Origin of the sequence: Brucella sp. TWI559 (genome assembly GCF_039674265.1) — a bacterium.
GTDB lineage: Bacteria > Pseudomonadota > Alphaproteobacteria > Rhizobiales > Rhizobiaceae > Brucella > Brucella chromiisoli.
In genome coordinates, this window is sequence record NZ_JBDJNE010000001.1 from 321,152 (window position 1) to 343,983 (window position 22,832).

Consider the following 22,832-nt stretch of genomic DNA (forward strand, 5'->3'; position numbering starts at 1 on the left):
ATGACCAAAATTACTGATCTGCGCGTCTTTGATCTGCGCTTCCCGACGTCCCAAAGTCTGGACGGTTCCGATGCAATGAACCCGGACCCGGACTATTCGGCAGCCTATGTCATTCTCGATACGGATGACGAGGCGTTGAAGGGCCATGGTCTCACTTTCACCATCGGTCGCGGTAATGACATTTGCTGTCAGGCCATTCTTGCCATGCGTCATCTGGTGGTCGGCGTTGACCTTGACGTGGTCCGCGAGGCGCCGGGCAAGTTCTGGCGCCATCTGACAAGCGACAGCCAGTTGCGCTGGATCGGTCCTGAAAAGGGTGCGATGCATCTGGCAACTGGTGCTGTCGTCAACGCGTTTTGGGATCTGCTGGCAAAGCAGTCGGGCAAGCCGGTTTGGCGTCTGGTTTCAGAACTTTCCGCTGAGGAAATCGCCGACATCGTCGATTACCGCTATCTGACCGATGTGCTGACCCGTGACGAAGCTGTCGAAATTCTGCGCAAAGCAGAAAGTGGCAAGGCTGAACGTATCGCTAAGCTCGAAGCCACGGGCTATCCTTGCTACACGACTTCTGCTGGTTGGCTTGGCTATGATGATGAAAAGCTGCGTCGTCTGTGTCAGGAGGCCATTGATGAAGGCTTCAATCACGTCAAGATGAAGGTTGGCCGTGATCTCGAAGACGATATTCGTCGTCTCACCATTGCGCGTGAAGTGATTGGCCCGGATCGTTATCTGATGATCGACGCCAATCAGGTCTGGGAAGTCGATCAGGCAATCGCGTGGGTTAACAAGCTTGCCTTCTCTAAGCCGTTCTTCATCGAAGAGCCGACCAGCCCGGATGATGTTGCAGGACATCGCAAAATCCGCGAAGCCATTGGCGATGTGAAGGTTGCAACTGGTGAAATGTGCCAGAACCGCATCATGTTCAAGCAGTTCATCGCAGAAGGCGCTATCGATATCGTCCAGATCGATTCATGCCGCATGGGTGGCCTGAATGAAGTTCTGGCCGTGCTGCTGATTGCTGCGAAATACAACAAGCCTGTCTGGCCACATGCCGGCGGCGTTGGCCTTTGCGAATATGTGCAGCACCTGTCGATGATTGATTATGTCGCTGTTTCCGGCACCATGGATGGTCGCGTGATCGAATATGTCGATCATCTGCACGAGCATTTCATCGAGCCATGCATCATCAAGGATGCAGCCTATATGCCGCCATCACTGCCGGGCTTCTCAATTGAAATGAAGCCAGAGTCGATTATGCAATATACGTTCAAGGGCTGATACAAAAGCATTTGAGCTCGAAGCCGCGCTGCCGAAAATATCTTTCGTAGCGCGGCTTTTTATTATTGATCGCTTAAGAATACTCTGTTCCTTTGGGAACTGTTGATTTGGCAAAGGTGTTAAGATGAAAAAGGCAATTTGGATACTCGGTGCTTCCGTTCTTTTGGCGGCAACATCATCCGGCTCTGCGCAGGTTAGCGCTGAAGTCGGCGTGCTTTCTTGCGATGTGTCTGCCGGTATCGGCCTGATCATCGAGCAGAAGCAGAAGGTTAGCTGTACGCTGTCGAACGGCAATGGTTTGTCACAGCAGTATAAGGGGTCGATTGATCAATATGGTCTGGAACTGGGTGAAACGACCGGCGGCCAGATGACCTGGACTGTTCTTGCTGCAACCACAACTGTTGAGCCGGGCGCACTTGCTGGCACCTATGCGGGCGCGCAGGCGGATGCAAGCCTTGGCCTCGGCGCAGGCGTTCAGGTTCTGGTCGGCGGAACCGGCCAGTCTTTCACATTGCAGCCGCTGGCTGTCGATACCGAAAAGGGAACAGCTCTCTCTGCCGGTGTTGAAACGCTGACGCTGGAATATGTTCAGCCGTAAATTGGGTTGCTGATGGCTTTAAAAAAAGCGCACCAAAGGTCGGTGCGCTTTTTTATTTGAGCATTTTCATCGGTTCAATCAAACAGGAAAGGCACGGGCGATGATGGCGGCTTAGACAGCTTTGTCATGAGCCGCAAAGCACTGCGGCACGAAGGCCGCGCTTACGAATCGCCGCTTTAAAACCCCAAATGAAAGCATCGCAGAATGAAAAATCAGATGTTTCATGGGAAGTATTGTGCTAAGGCACGTCGCAGCTAAAGGGGCTCATTTAGCATTCGCAAATATGCGACAATGACACGCTTTAAGCGCGACATATTCTAGTGCTCCTCGCGATAAATAGAAGTATGGAAATCTTCAAAAGATGGAATGGATTCCTATAGTTTTGATGGGGTTCAAGGTTGTCGTATTAGGCGTGGCCATGTTCTTTGCCATCAAGTGGCATTACGATAAAGATAAGGCGAAAAAGGATAGCGAAACAAACCTACCGTAAGTATTCGCAAATCGCGAGCAACCATGTTTGAGGGCAGAATCTTGAAACCGCATCTCATAGACCACGGCTCGCCGATCCGCGCGACAAGCCCGGATTTACCAGAAGCCGAGTTTGCGATTTTGGCGCGGTAAGGCATTGAGGCATTATACCATTGCTCCCGAATAGCCCGCTCTAAGCGGGCTTTTTCGTGCGCGTAATAAAATGGGCCTGCAATAACGCTCGTTCTTATTGCAAAATTGTCAGCTTGTTATGAATCTAAAAACGCAGGACTTTTTTGAGGGAGTGAATGGTGCCCGGAGACGGATTTGAACCGCCGACACGCGGATTTTCAATCCGCTGCTCTACCAACTGAGCTATCCGGGCATCCTTTCAGTGATTTCTCACCATGTGGCGGTGTTGGTGTCCGCCGGAAGTGGGTGCGTTATAGCATTAAATTTCACGCTGTCCAGCACCCTATCGCAATTTTTATAAGATTTCTTATAAGCTTGCTAAACTACCGATTTGACTGTGGAAATCAGAGCCACACATACTCAGTTGTCGTTCTCTTCCTCTTCATCAATCGGCTTACCGGGAATCACATAGCTTCCCGAAAGCCAACGATTGAGGTCAATGCTTTTGCAACGCGGTGAGCAGAACGGATAAGCATCACGAACCGATGGCTTGCCACATTCAGGGCAGGGACGAACAGGGCGCAAGGGCGTGACGCGAGCGTCCGGCGCTGTGGAGATATCTTTCTTGTCGCTCATGGAATTTTCAGACCTTGCCGGTTTGCCAATTGGCGTAGACAGGATAGCCACCATCGGCCAGCAGGCTCACCGTTTCCTGCAAGGGAAGCCCCACCACGCTGGTGTAGGAGCCAACAAGCTTGACCACAAAGCTGCCTGCAAGTCCCTGAATGGCATAACCACCAGCCTTGCCGCGCCATTCGCCGGACGCGAGATAGGCGTCGATCTGCAAGCGTGTCAGACGCTCAAAACGCAGACGTGTTTCAACAAGTGTCTGGCGCAGATTTCCATTGGGCAGAACAAGGCAGACACCGGTAAAAACCTTATGCGTACGCCCTGACAAAAGACGCAGGCATTCCCGCGCTTCATCGTTGATCTCGGCCTTGGGCAAAATGCGGCGCCCGACGGCAACAACCGTATCAGCCGCCAGAACAAAAGCTTTGCCGAAATTTTCATCGCCCTGCAATTGTTCCTGCGCAGCCTTTGCCTTTTCACGCGCAAGCCGCCGCGCCAGAGAACGCGGATGCTCCGCACGCTGGGGCGTTTCATCAATATCAGCTGGCTGAATATGATCCGGCTCAATGCCGGCTTGACCCAGAAGCTCAATTCTTCGGGGAGAGCCGGACGCAAGAACCAGCTTATGTTGCGCGCTTATAGACAAGGCTTTTTCCGAAAAAGCGAGTGATTGGCTTATTTGAAGCGGTAGGTGATACGGCCCTTGGTCAGGTCGTAAGGGGTCATTTCGACCAGAACCTTGTCGCCAGCGAGAACGCGGATGCGGTTCTTGCGCATGCGGCCGGCAGTGTGGGCAATGATTTCATGTTCGTTTTCGAGCTTCACGCGGAACATTGCATTTGGCAGCAGTTCCGTAACAACACCCGGAAATTCGAGGACTTCTTCTTTCGCCATGCGATACCTGTTTCTTTCTTTGATAGAATTGGCCCGAAACCGGGCCATAGCTTTAAATTTGGCCGGAACCTATATGATTAGACGGCATTTGTGAACAACCGAATTGGATGATGTTATTTTGGAGCTAAACGCTCTGTAATCTGGTGCTTCAAACGGTCTCGCACATCACGATAAGCATCCAAAATCTGCCCGCGGCTGCCTGTAACAAGTGTAGGGTCCGGTGTCGGCCAATATTCGACATCGACAGAAAATCCGCGCATACGTTCAAGCACCGTATGATGTGCAAGCGGAGTGAGCGTGATGATAAGGTCAAAATAGCCATCCGCCAGCTCTTCCAACCCGCGAGGTTGCCGGTCATCAAGCGACAAACCTTCTTCATTCAAAACGGCATCAACAAACGGATCACGCTCACCGCGCTGCACGCCTGCCGAAGCAATATACATATTGGGCGACAACAGCTTTCTTGCAAGAAGCTCGGCCATTGGAGAACGGATTGCGTTTTTGCCACAGACGAAAAGTATAGACGTGGGCCGTTTGGCAGCTTCGACATCTTCCGCTTTTTCAACCGCATCGTCACCGTGCATTTGATCTCAGCCCCGCCAATGCAGCACGCATACCAGTGTGAAGAGACGACGCGCCGTCGCAAAATCAACTTCAATCTTGCCGTTCAGACGCGTTTGCAGCGTTTGGGATCCTTCATTATGCAGGCCGCGCCGTCCCATATCGATGGCTTCAATCTTGCTTGGAGACGCGGAACGGATTGCCTCGTAATAGCTTTCGCACACCATGAAATAATCGCGAACGATGCGTTTCAATGGTGTCAGCGATAGAATGTGGGTCGCAACGTTTTCACCGTTTTCACGTGTGATCGAAAAAATGAGTCGCGTTTCCATAAGCGACAGGCGAAGCTTGTATGGCCCACCTGTGGCATCGCCGACCGGATGGAAGGTATTTTCCTCAATCAGATCAAAAATAGCGACTGCGCGTTCATGCTCGACATCAGGCGTCGAGCGCCCGATGGTTTCATCCAGCTCGACGTCGATCAATCGGGCATTAGGAACGCCGACAGTCATGATCCCTCATAGGTTGAGCCGGATGGCAACGGATTGCGCGTGGGCATCAAGGCCTTCTGCGCGAGCGATTTCAATAGCGGCAGGTCCAAGCGCACGCAGCTGATCGGGACCGAGCTTTAGAAGAGATGTGCGCTTCATATAATCAAGCACCGACAGGCCGGACGAGAATCGCGCCGAACGTGCGGTCGGCAGAACGTGATTGCAGCCGCCGACATAATCGCCGATCACTTCCGGCGTATAGGCACCAATGAAGATTGAGCCGGCATTGCGAATTCGGGGCAGCAAGGCTTCGGGATCGGCAGTGGCGATTTCCAGATGCTCGGCTGCAATGCGATTTGCCAGCGGGATGGCAGCATCAAAGTCCTCAACCAAAATGACTGCGCCAAAATCGCGCCAGCTTGCCGCCGCCGTTTCTGCACGCGGCAAAGTTTTCAGCTGGCGCTCAACGGCGTCTTCAACAGCCTTCGCGAAAGGCTCGTCATCGGTCATCAGGATAGATTGCGCGGCCGTATCGTGTTCTGCCTGCGCGAGAATGTCGGCCGCCAGCCAGTCCGGATTGTTGTCCTTGTCGGCAATCACCAGCACTTCGGAAGGTCCGGCAATCATGTCAATGCCAACCGTACCAAAGACAATGCGCTTGGCAGCCGCAACGTATGCGTTGCCGGGGCCAACAATTTTTGCAACCGGCGCAATGGTTTGCGTACCAAAGGCGAGAGCCGCCACAGCCTGCGCGCCGCCAACACGGTAGATTTCTGAAACACCGGCAAGGCGGGCTGCCACCAGAACCAGCGGGTTGAGCTTGCCATCAGGCGAGGGCACAACCATCACAATCCGCTCAACCCCTGCAACCTTTGCAGGCACAGCATTCATCAACACCGAACTTGGATAGCTCGCAGTGCCGCCCGGCACATAAAGACCGACGGCTTCTATGGCTGTCCAGCGCGAACCGAGTTCCACGCCAAGCGCATCGGTGTAGCGATCATCTTTAGGGAGTTGGCGCGAGTGGTGTTTTTCAATACGTTCATGCGCCAGTTTCAGCGCTTCAATGGTTGAGGCAGGTGCTTGATCGAAAGCCGCATCGATTTCTGCTTCCGTAACCCGAATGCCTGTTTTATTCAGATCGATACGATCAAAACGCAGCGAATATTCAATCAGGGCGGCATCGCCTTCGCGGCGTACACGATCAACGATTTCGCGGGCAGCGCGATCCACATCTTCAGAGACCTCGCGCTTGCCGGTCAAGAAAGCTGCAAAGTTCTTTTCAAAATCGGGGTCGGTTTGTCTGAGCGTCGTGACCACGCTGGTATTCCTTTAATTGTCGGTCCGGGCAAAGCCCTGTTGTCTTGGGTAATGAGAAATCTTGTCGTGAACCGCAATCAGGCGTCGTGTCGCGGTACGGAACTGGTTTCCCACGCAGCACCCAGATCCGTCAGCTGCGCTTCGATACATTCCACATCCAGACGGATAGCGGCATTTGCTGAAAAAGTCAGTTCCAAAGTTCCAGCAGGTGCTTCACCAGCAATAAAACGAATGGCCAGCAGTGACAAAACCTCTTCGGGCTTCTGCCGGTCGATGCCGCTGCCTTTGACAGCCGTGACGCGGTTAAAATGCAAAGCAGTGCGGCGACGCTGATATTGCGGCTTTCGGAAAAGCTTTGGTTTGACCTTTTCCCACGCAAAGCGATTGAGTGTCAGCACGAAGCGCTTCTCCGCCGCCAGATATTGCAGATCTGACACTTTGAGAACCGCGTCCTGAAGATGGGCGGACAGGACCTGCAAATCTTCTTCATCCAGCGCCACAAGCTTCAACATTTCCATATCTGGCCCATATCTTGTGTTGTTCCCTGCTACTCTCAAATATCGTGTGTGCAACTTTGCATGTCAGCACAAAAAAATCGACAGGCTTTTCAGCCTGTTGACGAATAAGCCGGAAATGAAAGAAAAGCCGGACTGCATTAGGCAAATCCGGCTTTTAAATGATTAACCGCTGATGCGCTCAACATGAGCGCCACAGCGCGAGAGCTTTTCTTCCAATCGCTCAAAGCCGCGATCAAGGTGATAGACGCGGTTGACGGTTGTTTCACCCTCAGCAGCAAGGCCCGCGATAACCAGCGAAACCGATGCGCGCAGATCCGTTGCCATAACCTGTGCACCCTTGAGACGTTCTACACCTTCAACGGTTGCAGTCTGGCCCGACAAAGAAATCTTTGCACCAAGACGCGCCAGCTCCTGCACATGCATGAAGCGATTTTCGAAGATCGTCTCGGTAATGCGTGATGTCCCCTGTGCCATCGTCATCAGGCCCATGAACTGCGCCTGAAGATCGGTCGGAAAGCCGGGGAACGGATCGGTGGTTACATCGACTGGATGAATACCATGGCCATTGCGCACGACACGCAGGCCGCTGTTGGTTTCGGTGATTTCCGCACCTGCCTGACGCAAGGTTTCAAGCGCTGCGGTAAGCTGGCTTTCCTGTGCGCCTTCAAGCAGCACATCACCGCCCGTCATGGCAACAGCCATGGCGTAAGTGCCGGTTTCAATACGGTCTGGGATAACGCGAACGCGTGCGCCCGACAGGCTGGTAACACCCTGCACATGGATTGTGTCGGTGCCTGCGCCGGTGATTTTTGCGCCCATGGCATTCAGGCAGTCGGCGAGATTGACAACCTCCGGCTCGCGCGCAGGGTTTTCGATAATTGTTTCGCCTTTGGCAAGTGCTGCTGCCATCAGCATGACGTGGGTCGCGCCAACTGAAACCTTTGGGAAGCGATAGCGTGCACCAACAAGGCCGCCCTTTGGTGCGCGCGCCTTTGCATATCCATTCTCAATGTCGATCTGCGCACCGAGCGCTTCAAGGCATTCGAGCAGCAGATCAACCGGGCGTGTACCAATGGCGCAACCGCCAGGCAGCGAAACGGTTGCTTCACCCATACGTGCCAGAAGCGGGCCGATGACCCAGAAGCTCGCACGCATCTTGGAAACCAGCTCATAAGGAGCAACCGTATCGACAATGTTACGCGCCGTGAAATGGATGGTGCGCGAATAGGCGCCATTCTGATGCTCGCGGCGCCCATTGACGGAATAGTCAACGCCATGATTGGAAAGAATGCGGATCAACTGCTCGACATCGGCGAGGTGCGGCACGTTTTCAAGCGTCAGCGTATCGTCGGTGAGAAGCGAAGCGATCATCAATGGCAGCGCTGCATTTTTAGCGCCAGAGATAGGAATGACGCCGTTGAGCTTGTTGCCGCCGATGATTTTGATGCGATCCATGCTGTTTCACCTTCTGGGCCGAAGCTTTTGCCCGGCAATCGATATTTGCAAATTCCGCAGCACTTGAGACTGGCAGCGTTGCATTAAGAAATGACTGTTCATGCGGCGGAATTACGTCGAACACGAATCACAGTCGTATCGCGGTACCACCGAGAATTGATCTGTGCTTTTAACGCAGCCGCTTTCTATCTTCAAGGAAGGCTTTATTACATGATATTCTGCTTGAAAAGCAGCGCCGAACGCGCAGGTGCTTTTTAGCGGGGAAAGGTTCAGTCTATGTCTTCTTTGCCCGCGGTTATGCCATCATTGCGTTCATCGGCATCGCCTGCACGTCGTGAGCGTGATTGCACTTTGCGCCGCATGAGATTCGCACGCAATTGCTCAGCGCGCCGCTTCTCGCGCGGATCGATATGATTTTTTTTGTCGTCTTTGGTCTTTTTTTCGCTCATGGCTTCTATGTACTCCGGTAAAAACCCTTCGAAAAGCGGGTTTTAAAGTGAGTATCCAATGATTTCCACATTAAGTGAAAAGAAATGCAATTGCTTGCTTGCGATTCACGCAATGATGTGGCAGAAGTCCGCCGCGTTCAACAGAATGCTGCGGTAGCTCAGTGGTAGAGCACTCCATTGGTAATGGAGAGGTCGAGAGTTCAATCCTCTCTCGCAGCACCAGTTTTTTCCATAACAGATTCAAAAGTTTAGCGTTTTCCGTGGCTTCCATCAGTGTGGATTGCGATTGAAACGTGCTTTGGTTATGGTTTTTAGGCGATGCGGATGAGGGCTCTTGAAACAAAAAGCTTCTGATACTTGGCCGGGCCGGTTTAGAATTCCAGAAGAGGCTTTGGCGTGAAAAGGCGCGGCTCACTGAGCTAGGCGTCTCCGATATCGTTAAGAGTCAAGAATTTGCGCAGTCTACAGGGTGGGCTTTGAAAACAATCAAAGTTTATCACACGGGATGGAGCAGTTTGTCCTGGGGCAATTCTAGGTGTTAGAGGCGAGCTAAAGCGTATACGGGGGGGGCACAATAACCTCAACTTATAAAATTCATCCATTTCAATTTCTTAGATGAAATATCTGGCGGAGAGAGCGGGATTCGAACCCGCGATACGGTTCCCCGTATACACACTTTCCAGGCGTGCGCCTTCAACCACTCGGCCACCTCTCCGTCTTTTGCTGTCTTGAAATCCGCAACTGCGGTAAGAACTCTTGCAAAAAGCACACCGCTCTTCAAATCAGGCATTGGTTCGTTGCCAAAACAGCTGGTGCGGCGCGCAATATAGCCAGAATACGCATATGTTCAACTGCTATTTGCCAGTTTTTGCTTTAATTTGTCCGGAACCGCTGGATCTAAACGTAAATTTACGCAAGTCTCTGTTTTATAAGGATATAATTCAATCAAAAACTTGTGCTTTGTTTAAGTCTGCGCCCTCTGTCCACTTTATGTTATGATGAAGCAATGCTTTACGCAGAGGATTGATGGTATCAAGCACGCATTTTTGCATGATGAAACTGGGTAAAATCAAAGGCAGAGAATCGTGTTTCGTTTTGTTTTACGCAGTTTTGCGGTCGTGTTTCTGGCGTTGGCAGTGGTCTTCGCTGTTCTGGATGGTGCACGTTCGGTTGGTGCGTCGGAATGGGTCGTCAAACCGCTTCTGGATATATGGGCGCGCGGTGCGCCTGAAAGCTTGGGGGATGCAGAAGCCTTCATGACGCATTATATAGGGGTTGCGGGCTGGGACACTGTCTTCGTTCCCGTGCTTGAGCAGCCTGGTTGGTTGGTTTTTGGTGTTCTCGCGCTGCTTTTTTACCTGGCCGGTTATCGTCGCAAAAAGCCCTTTGGCAGTTTCAGCGCGCGCTGAAATGCATTTCAGGAGATGTTAAATGAGTTTGCTGGATAGCTATCGTAAGAAGGTCGAGATGCCTTCAAAACAAGACGCTTTGCCCGGTCGCGATGCAGCGCTCGCTACAGCCTCTGTGCATTTTGTATCTCAAAAGCCGCTGAAAGGCCCATGGCCCGCAGGTTTGAAACAGGTCATGTTTGGCATGGGGTGTTTCTGGGGCGCAGAGCGGCTTTTCTGGCAGGTGCCGGGTGTCTATGTGACGGCGGTTGGTTATGCCGGTGGAATAACGCCCAACCCAACTTATGAGGAAACCTGTACGGGTTTGACCGGCCATGCTGAAGTTGTTCTTGTGGTTTATGATCCGAAGGTGGTGAGCCTCGGTGCTTTGCTGACACTGTTTTGGGAAGAGCACGATCCAACGCAGGGTATGCGACAGGGCAATGATATCGGCACAACATATCGCTCGGTGATCTACACCTTCGATGAGACGGATCGTGAAGCGGTTGAGAAGAGTAGGGATGCCTATCAGGCAGCTTTGTCTGCGTGCGGTCTTGGCCTGATTACAACTGAAATTGCAGATGCTCCAACATTCTATTATGCGGAGGATTATCATCAGCAGTATCTGGCCAAGAACCCGAATGGCTATTGCGGCTTGCGCGGAACAGGTGTGAGCTGTCCGATACCGGCGGCATCATAAGAATGAAAATCGATCGCGCAGTTAAACCTGCGCGATTTTCTTATGGAGGATCAGCATGCCTTCATTTTCGCCGGAGAGTGTCTCAAAATCATCCCAGGCCATTTTGCGATAAAGATCAGGCTTGCTGGTATAGAGATAGGCTTCACCATAGCCCAGCTCCTGCGCTGCCGCTTCAATCGAGGCCATCAGTGCCTTGGCAACGCCGCGCCCACGAAACGCGGGTGCAACCAGGACACTTGCAACCCATGGTTTGAGGTGAGGGTGACTGTCAAGATCACTATGGATCAACAGGACAAAGCCCGCGAGTTCTCCATTCCATAAAGCTGCACGCGCCGTCTGACCGTCGGCCGAATGGATAATTTGCTGCAAGGCTGAAGCAACTTGCTCTTCGGTTGCACCCGCCGCTTGTCCCCACTCTTTGTGGTTCCATTTGGCGCAGGTGGCAACAAGATCATTGCGATCTTCGAGTGTGATGATTTCAATCATGGCTTTACCAGTGTGGAGGCTTGGTGATCGGGATTTCGGGTGCTGTCTGTTCTTCGAGTGTCAGGAAGCGGTCCGTCAGGGCCAAGTGTTTTTTATTCAGCCGGTCGATCGCTTTCCATTGTTCGGCAAGGACCGCAGACAGCTCTTCAATCGTCTTTTCCTGTTCGGCGACCCGAATTTCGAGTTCTGTCAGGCGGGCTTCGGTAGACATGATTGATGTTCCATCTTTGTGATGCTGAGATGATAAAAAATCCGCGCTGGCCACTCAATACCAATTGTCGAGCGGCCACAACGCGGATTCGTTTCTTGCTTATCGTAAGGTTTGAAACTTACTTCGTGCCATACATGCGATCACCGGCATCGCCGAGGCCAGGGATGATATAGCCCTTTTCATCAAGGCTGTCGTCGATGGAGGCGGTGAAGACATCCACGTCTGGGTGCGCTGTGGTAAAACGCTCAATGCCTTCGGGCGCTGCCAGCAGGCAGAGGAAGCGGATATTGGTTGCGCCGCGCTCTTTCAGCTTGTCGATGGCTGCGATGGCTGAATGGCCGGTCGCAAGCATTGGATCGACCACGATGATGAGGCGGTTAACGATGTCTTCGGGTGCCTTGAAGTAATATTCGATTGGCTGAAGTGTATCGTGATCGCGATAAAGGCCGATATGCGCCACGCGTGCGGCTGGCACCAGATCCAGCATGCCTTCGAGAAGGCCGTTGCCTGCGCGCAGGATGGAGGCGAAAACCAGCTTTTTGCCTTCGAGGATCGGCGCTTCCATTGGCATCATCGGGGTGTCGATGTGCATGGTGGTCAGTTCGAGATCGCGCGTCACCTCATAGCAAAGCAGCAGCGATATTTCTTTCAGCAGGCGCCGGAAGCTCGCGGTCGAAGTTTCGCGCTTGCGCATAATGGTAAGCTTGTGCTGGACAAGCGGATGGCTGACGACATTAACGCCCATGTTGTTTCCACTTTTCTTGTTATCGTTTTTCACTTTAACGGCGAATAGTGCCGGAGAAAACGCGTGGCAGGCGCGCACGCACAGTTTTCTATGTCTTTTAACATTTTGCACAGATGCGCAAGTGGAGATCACAAAAGGGGTATCGGCTTACGGTCTGTGCTTGTATCGTCCGGTACAAGCTTTATATGCATCAGGCAAACGGAAAGCGAAGATCGTCTTCGTTTCGCATACGAACCGGCAGGATAGTTATGAGCCAGCAGAACGGCAATGCAGACCGCGTGGGTGCACAAGGTGGCATGGAACATTCATTCGGCTTCAAAGCAGTCGATGAAGATGTCAAGCAGGGACTGGTCAACGAGGTTTTCCATAAGGTTGCCAAGCGTTACGATGTAATGAACGATCTGATGTCCGCTGGCATGCATCGTGTCTGGAAAGATGCGATGATCAGCTGGCTTTCGCCTTCCAGGCGTCCGGGCTGGACTTCGCTCGATGTTGCCGGTGGTACGGGCGACATCGCGTTCCGCATTGTTGAAGCTTCAGGCCGTCAGGCCCATGTCACCATTCTCGATATTAACGGTTCGATGCTTGGTGTCGGGCGCGAGCGCGCCATCAAGAAGGGACTTGCCGACAATCTCGAATTTGTTGAAGCCAGTGCGGAAGAACTGCCGTTTGAAGATGCAAGCTTCGATGCTTACACCATTTCATTCGGCATCCGGAATGTGCCGCATATCGACAAAGCGCTGTCTGAAGCCTATCGCGTATTGAAGCCGGGCGGGCGTTTTATGTGCCTCGAATTTTCCGAAGTCGAACTTCCTTTGCTTGATAAAATTTACGACCAGTGGTCGTTTCAGGCGATTCCGCGCATTGGCAAGATGATTACGGGTGATGCCGATTCCTACCACTATCTCGTAGAATCAATCCGCAAGTTTCCAAAACAGGAAGATTTTGCGCGGATGATTCGCGAGGCTGGTTTCGAGCGTGTCAGCTATCGTAATTTCACCGGCGGCATTGCTGCACTTCATTCCGGCTGGAAGCTCTGAGACCGACATGAGCAATATTTCTGCGGCCCTAAGGTTGATGCGCGCTGGCTGGATCATGGCGCGCGAAGGCGTGTTGAGCTCACTGCCTGTTGATGATGCGGCGGGTTTGCCTGCATTGGGGCATAAGTTTGCCAAAGTGCTGGCGCGCAAGCGTGCGAAAGATGCCCCGCGTTCAGAGCGCATTTCGCGGGCAATGAACAAGCTTGGTCCTTCTTATGTGAAATTGGGTCAGTTTCTGGCCACGCGTCCGGATATTGTCGGCAAGGATGTAGCCGCCGATTTGGAGCTATTGCAGGATCGGCTTGATTATTTTCCACAAGCTGAGGCAGTTTCTGCCATTGAAGCCTCTCTTGGCCGCAAGATTGATGATCTTTATGTAAGTTTTGATGCGCCGATTGCGGCGGCGTCCATGGCACAGGTCCATCCGGCCTATGTGATGAAAGATGGCGCACCGCACAAGGTTGCCGTCAAGGTGATCCGTCCGGGTGTCCGTCAGCGTTTTGCGCGCGATCTTGAAAGCTTTTTCATGGTCGCCCGAATGCAGGAGCGGCATGTGCCGTTCACGCGCCGTCTGCGCCCGGTTCAGGTGGTGGAAACACTGCACCAGACGACGCGCATCGAGATGGATCTGCGGCTTGAGGCGGCAGCACTTTCCGAGATTGCCGAAAATATCAAGGATGATGCAGGCTTTCGTGTTCCGAATGTCGATTGGGAGCGGACGGGCCGCGATGTTCTGACACTTGAATGGATCGATGGCATCAAGATGTCCGACATCGACGCATTGCGGGGTGCCGGTTTTGATCTCAAGAAGCTTGGCGAAACGCTGATCCAGTCTTTCCTGCGTCATACGTTGCGTGATGGTTTTTTCCATGCCGATATGCATCCGGGCAATCTGTTCGTCGATCCGCAGGGCGTCATTGTCGCCGTGGATTTCGGCATTACCGGGCGGCTCAACAAGCAGCAGCGGCGTTTTTTGGCCGAGATCCTCTATGGCTTCATCACCCGCGATTATATGCGCGTTGCGGAAGTGCATTTTGAAGCGGGGTATGTGCCGCATACGCATGATGTGGCAAGCTTTGCGCAGGCAATCCGCGCTATTGGCGAGCCAATCCATGGACAGCCTGCCGAAACCATTTCCATGGCAAAGCTGCTGACGCTTCTGTTTGAAGTGACCGAGTTGTTTGACATGGAAACACGGCCTGAGCTTCTGATGCTACAGAAGACAATGGTGGTGGTGGAAGGTGTTTCGCGCACGCTTGATCCGCATTTCAATATGTGGAAAGCGGCAGAACCTGTCGTTGGCGACTGGATACGCAAAAATCTTGGGCCACAGGGCATGTTGTTGGATGCAAAGGACAGCGCCTATGCGCTGCTCCATTTCACCCGCAAAACGCCGGAACTGGTCGCAAGAATGGATCGTGCGTCTGCGGCGCTTGATGCGATGGCCGCAAATGGTCTGCGCTTCGACAATGCGACCGCAGAAGCCATTGGTAAGGCCGAAGCACGGCATTCGCGCTGGGGACGTATCGCGCAGATTGTGATGGCAATTTCATTGGCTGCGATAGCGCTTAAGCTCTATATTGAGCTTTAATTAAACTGAATGTTGATTATTCGTAAGAATAGTGATTTCATTGATTGCACTGAAATTGATCCGGTGCAATCAAATGGCCAGCATTACAATCCGCAATCTTGATGATGCCGCGAAAGAACGGCTGCGTGTGAGAGCCGCCCAGAATGGCCGCTCCATGGAAGAAGAAGCAAGGCTTCTTCTTGGCGGTTTGGAAGAGGCAAAGCCGGTTGCTGTTGCTTCTTCACCGATTGCCGGTTCATTGCGCGATAAGCGTATTCTTCTCATCATCAGCGGTGGGATTGCAGCTTACAAAACACCGGATCTCATTCGTCGCCTGCGCGAGCGCGGTGCCCATGTGCGCCCGTTGATGACAGATGCAGCGCAACAATTCGTGACGCCACTAACCATTGGCGCAGTTGCTGCCGATCATGTGTTTACGGATCTTTTCTCGCGCGAAGATGAGCAGGATGTCGGCCATATCCGCCTTGCGCGTGATGCCGATCTGATCGTGGTTGCACCGGCAACGGCTGGGCTTATGGCGAAGATGGCCAATGGTTTTGCGGACGATCTCGCGAGTGCCGCGCTCCTCGCACGTAAAATTCCGGTGCTGGTGGCGCCTGCCATGAACCCTGCCATGTGGGACAATGCCGCGACCCGGCGCAACCGCCTGACACTGGAAAAAGACGGCGTACATTTCATCGGCCCTGAAAAGGGTGAGATGGCGGAAAGCGGAGAGGCGGGCACAGGCCGCATGAGCGAGCCGCTGACAATTGTCGCGGCAATAGAAAATCTGCTTGCACCACAGCCAAAGCCGCTTGCAGGCAAAGTGATCGTTATGACCTCCGGCCCGACCCATGAGCCGATTGATCCGGTGCGCTACATCGCCAACCGTTCCTCAGGCAAGCAGGGCCATGCCATTGCGAGCGCATTAGTGCAGTTGGGCGCAACCGTGCATCTGGTGTCTGGTCCGGTCACGATCCCCGACCCGCAGGGCGTCAATGTCATCCATGTCGAGACCGCGCGCGAAATGCAGGCAGCGGTCGAAAAGCATCTTCCGGCTGATGCGGCAGTGATGGTCGCAGCCGTTGCCGATTGGCGGACAGTCAATGCTGCGGATCAGAAGATCAAAAAACAGCCGGGCGAGGGTGCACCAACGCTCAGCATGGTTGAGAACCCGGATATTCTGGCGGGTGTGGGCCATAGCGACAAGCGCCCCGGTCTTGTGGTGGGCTTTGCTGCGGAAACGCAGGACGTTCTCGCCAATGCTACTCGCAAGCTCGACAAGAAAGGCGCCGACTGGATCGTTGCCAATGATGTGTCTGGCGATGTGATGGGTGGTGATCACAACCGTGTGCGTATCTTAAGCCACGCTGGCATTGAAGAATGGCCGGACATGAGCAAGGAGCAGGTGGCCCGAAACCTTGCAGAAAAAATTGCAGCCGCACTTCTTGAAACAAAAAACTGATTTTTTGATGCGGGGCATGTCACATTCCCATGCAGCTATCTCGTCCTGATGATGAACGACAAGATATTGGTCGGCATCTAGGAGAAAAATCATGGAACAGAGACTTGCCCCTTACACTTTCGCACCGCAGATCATGCAGGCAATGGTGGAGCTGGAAAAGCGTGTTGCTGCATCAGGGCTTGAATATAGCCTTTATGAGCTGGTGAAAATCCGCGCTTCGCAGATCAATGGCTGCGCCTATTGTATCTATATGCATACGGCTGATGCGCGGAAGGCTGGCGAAACCGAAGAGCGCCTCTATCTGGTTGCTGCATGGCGTGAATCCCCGCTTTATACTGCGCGGGAGCGGGCGGCACTTGGCTGGACAGAGGCGCTGACCCTGCTGGCGCAGACGGGCGCACCGGATAAGGATTTTGATGCTTTGAAAGCGCATTTCTCAGACGAAGAGATCGTCAATCTGACCCTGCTGATTACCACCATTAATGCATGGAACCGCATTGCCGTTGGCTTTCGTCTCGTTCATCCGGTCAAAACCGATGCAACCCTCGCCTGAGCTTGCGATAAATGATACGGATCTGTTCGAGGCCTTGCGGCCTCGGCTCATTCGCATTGCCTATCGTATGGTTGGCACCCATGCCGAAGCCGAAGACATTGTGCAGGATGCATGGTTGCGCTGGAGTGCTGCGGATCGGGCAACCATCCGTGAGCCGCAGGGCTGGCTCACGCGCGTGGTCAGCCGTCTAGCGCTCGACCATCTGAAATCTGCCCGTGTGCGGCGCGAGACTTATCCCGGCACATGGTTGCCTGAACCCCTTGTCGAGCATGAGGAAGATCACAGCGATGACATCACGCTGACACTGATGTTGGCGCTCGACCGTCTGTCGCCGCTGGAGCGGGCAGCATTTCTCTTGCATGACGTGTTCGATATGGGTTTTGACGAGGTTGCGCGCGTGCTTGATCGCGATGCTGTGGCCTGTCGCCAGTTGGCTAGCCGCGCACGCAGCCATGTCCGGCAGGAGAAGACACGGTTCTCCATGCCCGAGGATCGTGGGCGCACACTTGCCGAGGCTTTCTTTCAGGCGTCCCGCAGCGGTGACATGACGGCGCTGAAAGGTCTTCTCGCGGAAGATGTCGTGATGTATTCCGATGGCGGCGGTATCCGCAATGCGGCGCTGAACCCGATATATGGGCGTGAAAAGATTATGCGGCTTTATGAAGGGATCGCTCGAAAGGCTTGTGGGCAGGTGCCTGCCATCCATCATTTCGCGCTGTTTGATGGTTTGCCCGGCCATATGAGCCTTGAAGCAGATGGTTTGCCGCAAGTGGCAGCTCTTCAGATCGAAGCCGGGCTAGTCCAAACGATCTATCTGATCCGAAATCCGCAGAAGCTGACGCATCTGCGGATGGAATAAGGGGTTGATCAGGCTTTATCGCGCACCTGATAATCCTTGATCGTGTCAAAGCGGATTGCCTTCCAACGCTCGGCTTCATAGTTGAGCGAGAAGCCGTTCTGCGCGAGAAATACCGGATCATTGTCGAGATCATGCGCAATGTCGGCGCGGTGTGCGGCAATGAAGCGGTCGAGTTCTGCCGGATCATCTGCCGAAATCCAACGGCAAATCGAGAAACGCGACATTTCAAAGCCAACGGGCAGAGAATATTCGATCTTGAGACGTTCGGTCAGAACATCAATTTGCAGCGCGCCAACCACGCCGACAATTGCCGGTGAACCATCATCCGGCACAAACAGCTGCACGACGCCTTCTTCCGCCATCTGCTGAAGCGCTTCACGCAGTTTCTTTGCCTTCATTGCATCATCAAGCCGGACGCGGCGCAGGATTTCCGGCGCGAAGTTCGGCACGCCGCGGAACAGGATATCTTCCCCCTCGGTCAGCGTGTCGCCAATACGCAATGTGCCATGGTTCGGGATGCCCACAACATCGCCCGCAAAGGCTTCGTCAGCAATCTGGCGGGAGCGTGCAAAGAAGAATTGCGGCGCAGACAGGCTCATCGGCTTGCCTGTACGCACCAGCTTGGCCTTCATGCCGCGTGACAGCTTGCCCGAACAGACGCGCAGGAAGGCAATACGGTCACGGTGGTTCGGGTCCATATTGGCCTGAATTTTGAACACAAAGCCGGTCATCTTGTCTTCGGTCGCACCGACCATGCGGGTGTCGGCCTGCTGATCGCGTGGGGAAGGGCCGAAGTCGCAGAAGGCTTCGATCAGATCGCGCACGCCGTAATTTTTGAGTGCCGAACCGAAATAAACCGGCGTCATGTGGCCTTCACGGAAGGACGCAAGATCAAACGGGCGGCAGACGCCGCGCGCAAGTTCCACACTTTCAATCCATGCTTCGCGTTCATTTTCAGGCAGAAGCTTCGCGGCTTCTTCCGGTCCGCTGACCTTGGTGGGGTGCTCTTCGGCATCTTTCTGGCGCACGGTATCGTTGTGCAGGTCATAAGTGCCGGCAAAGCTTTTGCCCGAACCGATAGGCCAGGTGATCGGCGCTGTATCAAGCGCCAGCTTTTCTTCAATTTCATCAAGGATTTCGAGTGGATCGCGTGCTTCGCGGTCCATCTTGTTGATGAAGGTGACAATTGGAATGTCGCGCATACGGCAGACTTCAAAGAGCTTCAGCGTGCGTGGTTCAATGCCCTTTGCGGCATCGATGACCATGACGGCAGAATCCACAGCGGTCAGCGTGCGATAGGTGTCGTCGGCAAAATCTTCGTGGCCCGGCGTATCGAGCAGGTTGAAGATGCAATCCTTATACTCAAACGTCATCACCGAAGTGACAACGGAGATACCGCGGTCGCGTTCGATGTTCATCCAGTCCGAACGGGTCTGGATGCGATCCTTTTTGGCTTTCACTTCACCGGCGAGCTGGATGGCGCCACCAAACAGCAGCAGCTTTTCGGTCAGCGTGGTTTTACCAGCATCTGGGTGCGCGATGATCGCGAAGGTACGGCGCTTTGAAACAGGATGATCAGCGGGCATGAAGAAACTCGTAATGGCAAAGGGTGGGCGGCGCGACACGCAGCTGCGAAGATTGTGCGCAGCATCTAGCAGTCCTTGATGAAAAGGTCGAGTTGAAATGAAAAAGCGGCGTGGGATACGCCGCTTTTGAGGCTTTCGCGTTCAGATTTTAGCGCTTGATGCCAAGACCGAAAGCAATGAACGACCAGCCCTGGAAGATCAGATCGATTGCGAGAAAAAGGCCGAGAATGAACAGGCTGTTGACCGGCCACTGAAATGCGATGACCAATCCGGCAAGTGCGGTGACAACGCCTGCCGCAACAATCCAGCCCCAACCGGCGGCAGGTTTTGACTGAAAGCCCATCCAGATACGGAAAATACCTGCACCGAGAAGGGCTGCCGCAAGCAGGAATGTCAGAACGCCAGCGGCCAGAATTGGATTGATAAAGGCAACGATACCAGCTGCGGCATAGAGCAGACCACTCAAGAGCCAGAAGAAAAAGCTTCCCCAGCTTTTCACGCCGAATGCGTGGATGATTTCAATCACACCCGCAGTCAGCATCATAATGCCAACGTAATAAACGGAGACGACCGTTGCCAGAACGAGATTGCCGAACGCAATGCCACCAAGAATGAGCAATGCAACGCCAAGTGCGACAAACCAGCCCCATTTGGACGAAAGTTCGCTCGGAAGATTTGCCGGATTAAAATTACTCTGAGTTGTTGCCATGTGATGTCCCTCTAATTTCCAGTCCCGCCGCTAATATAAAGGAAAACATTCGGTTGAACAGTGGGACTAAAAGAGTTTGGGCAGATCGAGAAAACATTGTTGGCTGATCGGCGGTTCCACTATATCTCTTGGCTGTTGCGTTGATTTATGGGGTAAGGTCAGGTCATGTTTGATATTCTTTCGCACTATTGGCCACATATCCTCGCCGCCGTGTCCATAATCCTGGGCACGATAGCTGCCATCCATGCAACGCTTACCAAAGACGAGGTGCGCACTGCGCTTGGCTGGGTTGGTGTGATTGTGCTTTCGCCGATCGTTGGAGCGGTCGTGTATGCCTTGGCGGGCGTCAACCGCATCAGGCGTAGCACGCTTGGCCATCAGCGCGACATGGGCAATATCGCGCTTTATCACCTGTCGCATTTCGATACGACCAATGATCGTGTTCGTGCAGCCTTTGGCCAACAATTTGGCGCGATGAAAATTCTCGGCGACACCGTCAGCCTTTATGATTTCACCAGTGGCAACACCATTCAAATGCTGGAAACCGGCGACGAAGCCTATGCGCAAATGCTTGAAGCCATTGGCAAAGCCGAGCGCAGCATTATGCTCGAAACCTATATTTTTGATCGCGATGCCATTGGCCAGCAATTTGCCGATGCTCTGGAGAATGCGGTTAAACGGGGTGTGGAAGTTCGCGTTCTGGTCGATGCAGTCGGTGCGCGCTATTCCATTCCAAGCATTGTCGGCCTTTTGAAGCAAAAAAATATTGCCGTTGATGTGTTCAATGGCAACATCATCATGGGGCTGCGTCTGCCTTATGCGAATTTGCGCACACACCGTAAGATACTAATCATTGACGGCAAGCTTGCCTTTACCGGCGGCATGAATATTCGCGGTGCTTTCGTGCAGGCCATTGCTGGCGACGCGGTGGCCTTTGACACGCATTTTCGCGTCGAAGGCCCGGCGATTGCTGATTTGTTTCATGTGGCTTCCGAGGATTGGCGCTTTGCAACGGGCGAGTTGCTGACGGGTGACGCATGGAGCATTGCCGCGCCCAAGGATCCGCCTGGAACGGGCAAGCTTATCCGCATTGTCGGGTCGGGGCCGGACAAGAATATTGAAACCAACCATCGCATGATGATGGGTGCGTTTTCGGTTGCACAGGAGCATATCCTGATTATGTCACCCTATCTTCTGCCGGATCGTGAATTGATCAGTGCGCTGGTCACAGCGGCACGACGTGGCGTATCGGTCGATGTGGTTGTGCCGGGTGTCAATAATCTCAAGCTGGTGGATCGTGCCATGCGTGCACAGTTCGATCAGCTGCTTCAGGGCGGCTGCCGCATCTGGCGCGCGGGCGGCGCTTTCAATCACTCCAAGCTCATGACCATTGATAGCGCCTGGTCTTATGTCGGTTCATCCAATCTGGATGCGCGTTCGCTTCGGCTGAATTTTGAGATCGATATGGAAATTCTGGATCGGGACATAGCCCTTCAGGTAGAAGAAAGAATCGGAAAAGCGATCGAAACCAGCCGTGAAGTGAACCTCGCGCGCCTCAAAAATCGCCCATTTTATGAGCGGTTGATTGATCGTATTATTTGGCTCGGGTCGCCTTATCTTTAGAGCATTTCCAGCAAAAGTGCGTAGCGGTTTTGCGTAGGATAATGCGTGAGCAAAAGAGCATTTCCAGCAAAAGTGCGTAGCGGTTTTGCGCAGGATAATGCGTGAAAACAACAGGCAAAGCATTTTCAATGCTTCAATCGAAACAGGAAATACTTTAGGTCTCAAGAGTAGAATTGCTGGTCAGCAGTGACGGGTTGAATTCTTCCAGAAGTTGTGTGGCTGTCTTGAGGTCAAGATGGGCTTTGATTGGCAGATGATCCGATGCGATGCGTGCAAGCGGCGTGTTGTGCACTTCTACAGATGTCACCAGATTATGCGGCGTTCCCAGAACGCGATCCAGTGCAAAGACCGGAAAACGCGAGGGGAAGCTTGGCACGGCGGTCGCGACATGGTTGAAGGTCGGCATCAATGAGGCCAGCGATGAACGTTTGCCGATACGCCATTCATTGAGATCGCCAATCAACAGCGTCGGCAGCGTATCGGCTTCCTGCAAGGCGGAGAGGATGCTTTCGGCCTGCTGTTCGCGCGACCGTTTCAAAAGTCCCAAATGGGCCGCGATGACCCGCAACGGACCTGTGGCAAATTGCAGATCGGCAACCAGTGCACCGCGCGGTTCTACGCCGGGCAGCGATAATTGCCGGACATTGCGCACCACACCTTCGCGAAACAGCAACACATTGCCATGCCAGCCATGGCCTTTGGGCATGGTTGAGGTGATGGGGACCGGCACAAGGCCGTGCCGCTTTTCGAGCAGGCCGAGATCAAGCAGGCCCGAGCGCTCACCAAAGCGCTTGTCGGCCTCCTGCAATGCAATCACATCGGCATCAATTTCACTGATAACATCGGCCGTACGCTGTGGATCAAAGATCTTATCGACACCAATGCATTTGTGCACATTATAGGACGCAATCACAATGTCGCCCTCAGCGACATTGGCATGAGGCGGTCGGAATCCGGGCCTGTTGCGGATTGCGGTCAATATCTTCTTTGAAATGCGACCTGGGTCTTTTTTCTTCTGCACCCGTGACTGCCTCATTGTTTGCCGGAATTTGAACAATTCTCATATAAATAGGGCATTTTACAGTTTGAACAGTATCTGTTTT

At 53.3% G+C, this 22,832-nt stretch carries 25 protein-coding genes and 3 tRNA genes; 11 read left to right on the forward strand and 17 right to left on the reverse strand.

The features are described from left to right. Both ABE530_RS01460 and ABE530_RS01465 read left to right on the forward strand, forming a co-directional pair. Positions 1–1,278: an L-fuconate dehydratase gene (locus tag ABE530_RS01460; RefSeq protein ID WP_499693370.1), complete on the forward strand. Its 1,278-nt coding sequence runs from the start codon at positions 1–3 to the stop codon at positions 1,276–1,278. A 124-nt stretch (positions 1,279–1,402) separates the two neighbouring features. Beyond that, entirely contained in the window at positions 1,403–1,876 is a 474-nt protein-coding gene (locus tag ABE530_RS01465) for a DUF992 domain-containing protein (protein WP_396997874.1), read from the forward strand. Positions 1,877–2,653: 777 nt separating this feature from the next. On the opposite strand, the gene ABE530_RS01470 is transcribed toward ABE530_RS01465, so the two are convergent. From ABE530_RS01470 to ABE530_RS01515, 10 genes are all read right to left on the reverse strand, one after another. Then, a tRNA-Phe gene (locus ABE530_RS01470) sits at positions 2,654–2,729 on the reverse strand. 167 nt (positions 2,730–2,896) lie between these two features. Continuing rightward, complete coding sequence (gene yacG, locus ABE530_RS01475) at positions 2,897–3,112, reverse strand: DNA gyrase inhibitor YacG (RefSeq protein WP_265982824.1); 216 nt, start codon at positions 3,110–3,112, stop codon at positions 2,897–2,899. A gap of 7 nt (positions 3,113–3,119) precedes the next feature. Beyond that, positions 3,120–3,746: a Maf-like protein gene (locus ABE530_RS01480; protein ID WP_499693656.1), complete on the reverse strand. Its 627-nt coding sequence runs from the start codon at positions 3,744–3,746 to the stop codon at positions 3,120–3,122. 35 nt (positions 3,747–3,781) lie between these two features. Then, entirely contained in the window at positions 3,782–4,000 is a 219-nt protein-coding gene (gene infA / locus ABE530_RS01485; RefSeq protein ID WP_002965531.1) for a translation initiation factor IF-1, read from the reverse strand. Positions 4,001–4,113: 113 nt separating this feature from the next. Further along, positions 4,114–4,584, reverse strand: a complete 471-nt coding sequence (locus tag ABE530_RS01490) for an arsenate-mycothiol transferase ArsC (RefSeq protein WP_499693371.1) — start codon at positions 4,582–4,584, stop codon at positions 4,114–4,116. 6 nt (positions 4,585–4,590) lie between these two features. Further along, the gene (locus ABE530_RS01495; RefSeq protein ID WP_499693372.1) at positions 4,591–5,073 is read right to left on the reverse strand and encodes a UPF0262 family protein; all 483 of its coding nucleotides are present in this window, start codon (positions 5,071–5,073) and stop codon (positions 4,591–4,593) included. A 6-nt stretch (positions 5,074–5,079) separates the two neighbouring features. Beyond that, entirely contained in the window at positions 5,080–6,372 is a 1,293-nt protein-coding gene (gene hisD / locus ABE530_RS01500; protein WP_265982829.1) for a histidinol dehydrogenase, read from the reverse strand. Between the two features lie 77 nt (positions 6,373–6,449). Then, positions 6,450–6,890, reverse strand: a complete 441-nt coding sequence (locus tag ABE530_RS01505; protein WP_499693373.1) for a DUF2948 family protein — start codon at positions 6,888–6,890, stop codon at positions 6,450–6,452. Positions 6,891–7,052: 162 nt separating this feature from the next. Beyond that, positions 7,053–8,345: a UDP-N-acetylglucosamine 1-carboxyvinyltransferase gene (gene murA / locus ABE530_RS01510; protein ID WP_396997861.1), complete on the reverse strand. Its 1,293-nt coding sequence runs from the start codon at positions 8,343–8,345 to the stop codon at positions 7,053–7,055. A 269-nt stretch (positions 8,346–8,614) separates the two neighbouring features. Continuing rightward, complete coding sequence (locus tag ABE530_RS01515; protein WP_265982832.1) at positions 8,615–8,794, reverse strand: hypothetical protein; 180 nt, start codon at positions 8,792–8,794, stop codon at positions 8,615–8,617. 147 nt (positions 8,795–8,941) lie between these two features. Here ABE530_RS01515 and ABE530_RS01520 point away from each other — a divergent pair. After that, positions 8,942–9,016: transfer RNA gene (locus ABE530_RS01520), tRNA-Thr, on the forward strand. 403 nt (positions 9,017–9,419) lie between these two features. Here the strand turns inward: ABE530_RS01520 and ABE530_RS01525 are convergent. After that, positions 9,420–9,509: transfer RNA gene (locus ABE530_RS01525), tRNA-Ser, on the reverse strand. A gap of 370 nt (positions 9,510–9,879) precedes the next feature. On the opposite strand from ABE530_RS01525, the gene ABE530_RS01530 reads away from it, so the two are divergent. Both ABE530_RS01530 and msrA read left to right on the forward strand, forming a co-directional pair. Continuing rightward, on the forward strand, positions 9,880–10,203 hold the full coding sequence (locus tag ABE530_RS01530) for a hypothetical protein (protein WP_499693374.1): 324 nt from the start codon (positions 9,880–9,882) through the stop codon (positions 10,201–10,203). Between the two features lie 22 nt (positions 10,204–10,225). Further along, on the forward strand, positions 10,226–10,882 hold the full coding sequence (gene msrA / locus ABE530_RS01535) for a peptide-methionine (S)-S-oxide reductase MsrA (protein ID WP_499693375.1): 657 nt from the start codon (positions 10,226–10,228) through the stop codon (positions 10,880–10,882). A 21-nt stretch (positions 10,883–10,903) separates the two neighbouring features. Here the strand turns inward: msrA and ABE530_RS01540 are convergent, their stop codons facing one another. The 3 genes from ABE530_RS01540 to upp all read right to left on the reverse strand — a co-directional run bounded on the left by ABE530_RS01540 (position 10,904) and on the right by upp (position 12,324). Further along, positions 10,904–11,368 carry a GNAT family N-acetyltransferase gene (locus tag ABE530_RS01540; RefSeq protein WP_265982845.1) on the reverse strand — a complete coding sequence of 155 codons (465 nt, stop codon included), beginning with the start codon at positions 11,366–11,368 and terminating at the stop codon, positions 10,904–10,906. 4 nt (positions 11,369–11,372) lie between these two features. Continuing rightward, positions 11,373–11,579: a SlyX family protein gene (locus ABE530_RS01545; RefSeq protein ID WP_265982846.1), complete on the reverse strand. Its 207-nt coding sequence runs from the start codon at positions 11,577–11,579 to the stop codon at positions 11,373–11,375. A gap of 118 nt (positions 11,580–11,697) precedes the next feature. Further along, positions 11,698–12,324 (reverse strand): uracil phosphoribosyltransferase, encoded by a 627-nt coding sequence (gene upp, locus ABE530_RS01550; RefSeq protein WP_265982847.1) that lies wholly within the window; start codon positions 12,322–12,324, stop codon positions 11,698–11,700. A 248-nt stretch (positions 12,325–12,572) separates the two neighbouring features. On the opposite strand from upp, the gene ubiE reads away from it, so the two are divergent. From ubiE to ABE530_RS01575, 5 genes are all read left to right on the forward strand, one after another. Next, positions 12,573–13,364, forward strand: coding sequence for a bifunctional demethylmenaquinone methyltransferase/2-methoxy-6-polyprenyl-1,4-benzoquinol methylase UbiE (gene ubiE, locus ABE530_RS01555; protein WP_265982849.1), 792 nt, complete (start codon positions 12,573–12,575; stop codon positions 13,362–13,364). A gap of 7 nt (positions 13,365–13,371) precedes the next feature. After that, positions 13,372–14,955 (forward strand): 2-polyprenylphenol 6-hydroxylase, encoded by a 1,584-nt coding sequence (gene ubiB, locus ABE530_RS01560; protein WP_499693376.1) that lies wholly within the window; start codon positions 13,372–13,374, stop codon positions 14,953–14,955. A 73-nt stretch (positions 14,956–15,028) separates the two neighbouring features. Continuing rightward, a complete protein-coding gene (gene coaBC, locus ABE530_RS01565; protein ID WP_499693377.1) occupies positions 15,029–16,399 on the forward strand; it encodes a bifunctional phosphopantothenoylcysteine decarboxylase/phosphopantothenate--cysteine ligase CoaBC in 1,371 nt (456 codons plus the stop codon). A gap of 91 nt (positions 16,400–16,490) precedes the next feature. After that, the gene (locus ABE530_RS01570; RefSeq protein ID WP_265982853.1) at positions 16,491–16,952 is read left to right on the forward strand and encodes a carboxymuconolactone decarboxylase family protein; all 462 of its coding nucleotides are present in this window, start codon (positions 16,491–16,493) and stop codon (positions 16,950–16,952) included. After that, positions 16,936–17,811, forward strand: a complete 876-nt coding sequence (locus tag ABE530_RS01575) for a sigma-70 family RNA polymerase sigma factor (RefSeq protein ID WP_499693378.1) — start codon at positions 16,936–16,938, stop codon at positions 17,809–17,811. Before ABE530_RS01570 ends, ABE530_RS01575 begins: the two co-directional genes overlap by 17 nt. An 8-nt stretch (positions 17,812–17,819) precedes the next feature. Here the strand turns inward: ABE530_RS01575 and ABE530_RS01580 are convergent, their stop codons facing one another. Together ABE530_RS01580 and ABE530_RS01585 are read right to left on the reverse strand one after the other, a co-directional pair. After that, on the reverse strand, positions 17,820–19,397 hold the full coding sequence (locus tag ABE530_RS01580; RefSeq protein ID WP_265982855.1) for a peptide chain release factor 3: 1,578 nt from the start codon (positions 19,395–19,397) through the stop codon (positions 17,820–17,822). 148 nt (positions 19,398–19,545) lie between these two features. Further along, positions 19,546–20,106, reverse strand: a complete 561-nt coding sequence (locus ABE530_RS01585; RefSeq protein WP_265982856.1) for an HdeD family acid-resistance protein — start codon at positions 20,104–20,106, stop codon at positions 19,546–19,548. Between the two features lie 165 nt (positions 20,107–20,271). Here ABE530_RS01585 and cls point away from each other — a divergent pair, with 165 nt between their 5' ends. Continuing rightward, a complete protein-coding gene (cls, locus tag ABE530_RS01590; RefSeq protein ID WP_499693379.1) occupies positions 20,272–21,729 on the forward strand; it encodes a cardiolipin synthase in 1,458 nt (485 codons plus the stop codon). 154 nt (positions 21,730–21,883) lie between these two features. Here cls and ABE530_RS01595 read toward each other — a convergent pair whose 3' ends face one another. Beyond that, entirely contained in the window at positions 21,884–22,750 is an 867-nt protein-coding gene (locus tag ABE530_RS01595; RefSeq protein WP_499693380.1) for an endonuclease/exonuclease/phosphatase family protein, read from the reverse strand. Positions 22,751–22,832: the final 82 nt, after the last annotated feature.

Bases quoted from the DNA above. Each gene is read 5' to 3' on its own strand.
- ubiB (WP_499693376.1), top strand. From the start codon at position 13,372: ATGAGCAATATTTCTGCGGCCCTAAGGTTGATGCGCGCTGGCTGGATC.
- coaBC (WP_499693377.1), top strand. From the start codon at position 15,029: ATGGCCAGCATTACAATCCGCAATCTTGATGATGCCGCGAAAGAACGG.
- yacG (WP_265982824.1), bottom strand. From the start codon at position 3,112: ATGAGCGACAAGAAAGATATCTCCACAGCGCCGGACGCTCGCGTCACG.
- ubiE (WP_265982849.1), top strand. From the start codon at position 12,573: ATGAGCCAGCAGAACGGCAATGCAGACCGCGTGGGTGCACAAGGTGGC.
- ABE530_RS01460 (WP_499693370.1), top strand. From the start codon at position 1: ATGACCAAAATTACTGATCTGCGCGTCTTTGATCTGCGCTTCCCGACG.
- upp (WP_265982847.1), bottom strand. From the start codon at position 12,324: ATGGGCGTTAATGTCGTCAGCCATCCGCTTGTCCAGCACAAGCTTACC.
- ABE530_RS01515 (WP_265982832.1), bottom strand. From the start codon at position 8,794: ATGAGCGAAAAAAAGACCAAAGACGACAAAAAAAATCATATCGATCCG.
- ABE530_RS01575 (WP_499693378.1), top strand. From the start codon at position 16,936: ATGCAACCCTCGCCTGAGCTTGCGATAAATGATACGGATCTGTTCGAG.
- ABE530_RS01580 (WP_265982855.1), bottom strand. From the start codon at position 19,397: ATGCCCGCTGATCATCCTGTTTCAAAGCGCCGTACCTTCGCGATCATC.
- ABE530_RS01585 (WP_265982856.1), bottom strand. From the start codon at position 20,106: ATGGCAACAACTCAGAGTAATTTTAATCCGGCAAATCTTCCGAGCGAA.
- infA (WP_002965531.1), bottom strand. From the start codon at position 4,000: ATGGCGAAAGAAGAAGTCCTCGAATTTCCGGGTGTTGTTACGGAACTG.
- ABE530_RS01505 (WP_499693373.1), bottom strand. From the start codon at position 6,890: ATGGAAATGTTGAAGCTTGTGGCGCTGGATGAAGAAGATTTGCAGGTC.
- ABE530_RS01540 (WP_265982845.1), bottom strand. From the start codon at position 11,368: ATGATTGAAATCATCACACTCGAAGATCGCAATGATCTTGTTGCCACC.
- cls (WP_499693379.1), top strand. From the start codon at position 20,272: ATGTTTGATATTCTTTCGCACTATTGGCCACATATCCTCGCCGCCGTG.
- ABE530_RS01545 (WP_265982846.1), bottom strand. From the start codon at position 11,579: ATGTCTACCGAAGCCCGCCTGACAGAACTCGAAATTCGGGTCGCCGAA.
- murA (WP_396997861.1), bottom strand. From the start codon at position 8,345: ATGGATCGCATCAAAATCATCGGCGGCAACAAGCTCAACGGCGTCATT.
- ABE530_RS01490 (WP_499693371.1), bottom strand. From the start codon at position 4,584: ATGCACGGTGACGATGCGGTTGAAAAAGCGGAAGATGTCGAAGCTGCC.
- ABE530_RS01570 (WP_265982853.1), top strand. From the start codon at position 16,491: ATGGAACAGAGACTTGCCCCTTACACTTTCGCACCGCAGATCATGCAG.
- msrA (WP_499693375.1), top strand. From the start codon at position 10,226: ATGAGTTTGCTGGATAGCTATCGTAAGAAGGTCGAGATGCCTTCAAAA.
- ABE530_RS01465 (WP_396997874.1), top strand. From the start codon at position 1,403: ATGAAAAAGGCAATTTGGATACTCGGTGCTTCCGTTCTTTTGGCGGCA.
- ABE530_RS01495 (WP_499693372.1), bottom strand. From the start codon at position 5,073: ATGACTGTCGGCGTTCCTAATGCCCGATTGATCGACGTCGAGCTGGAT.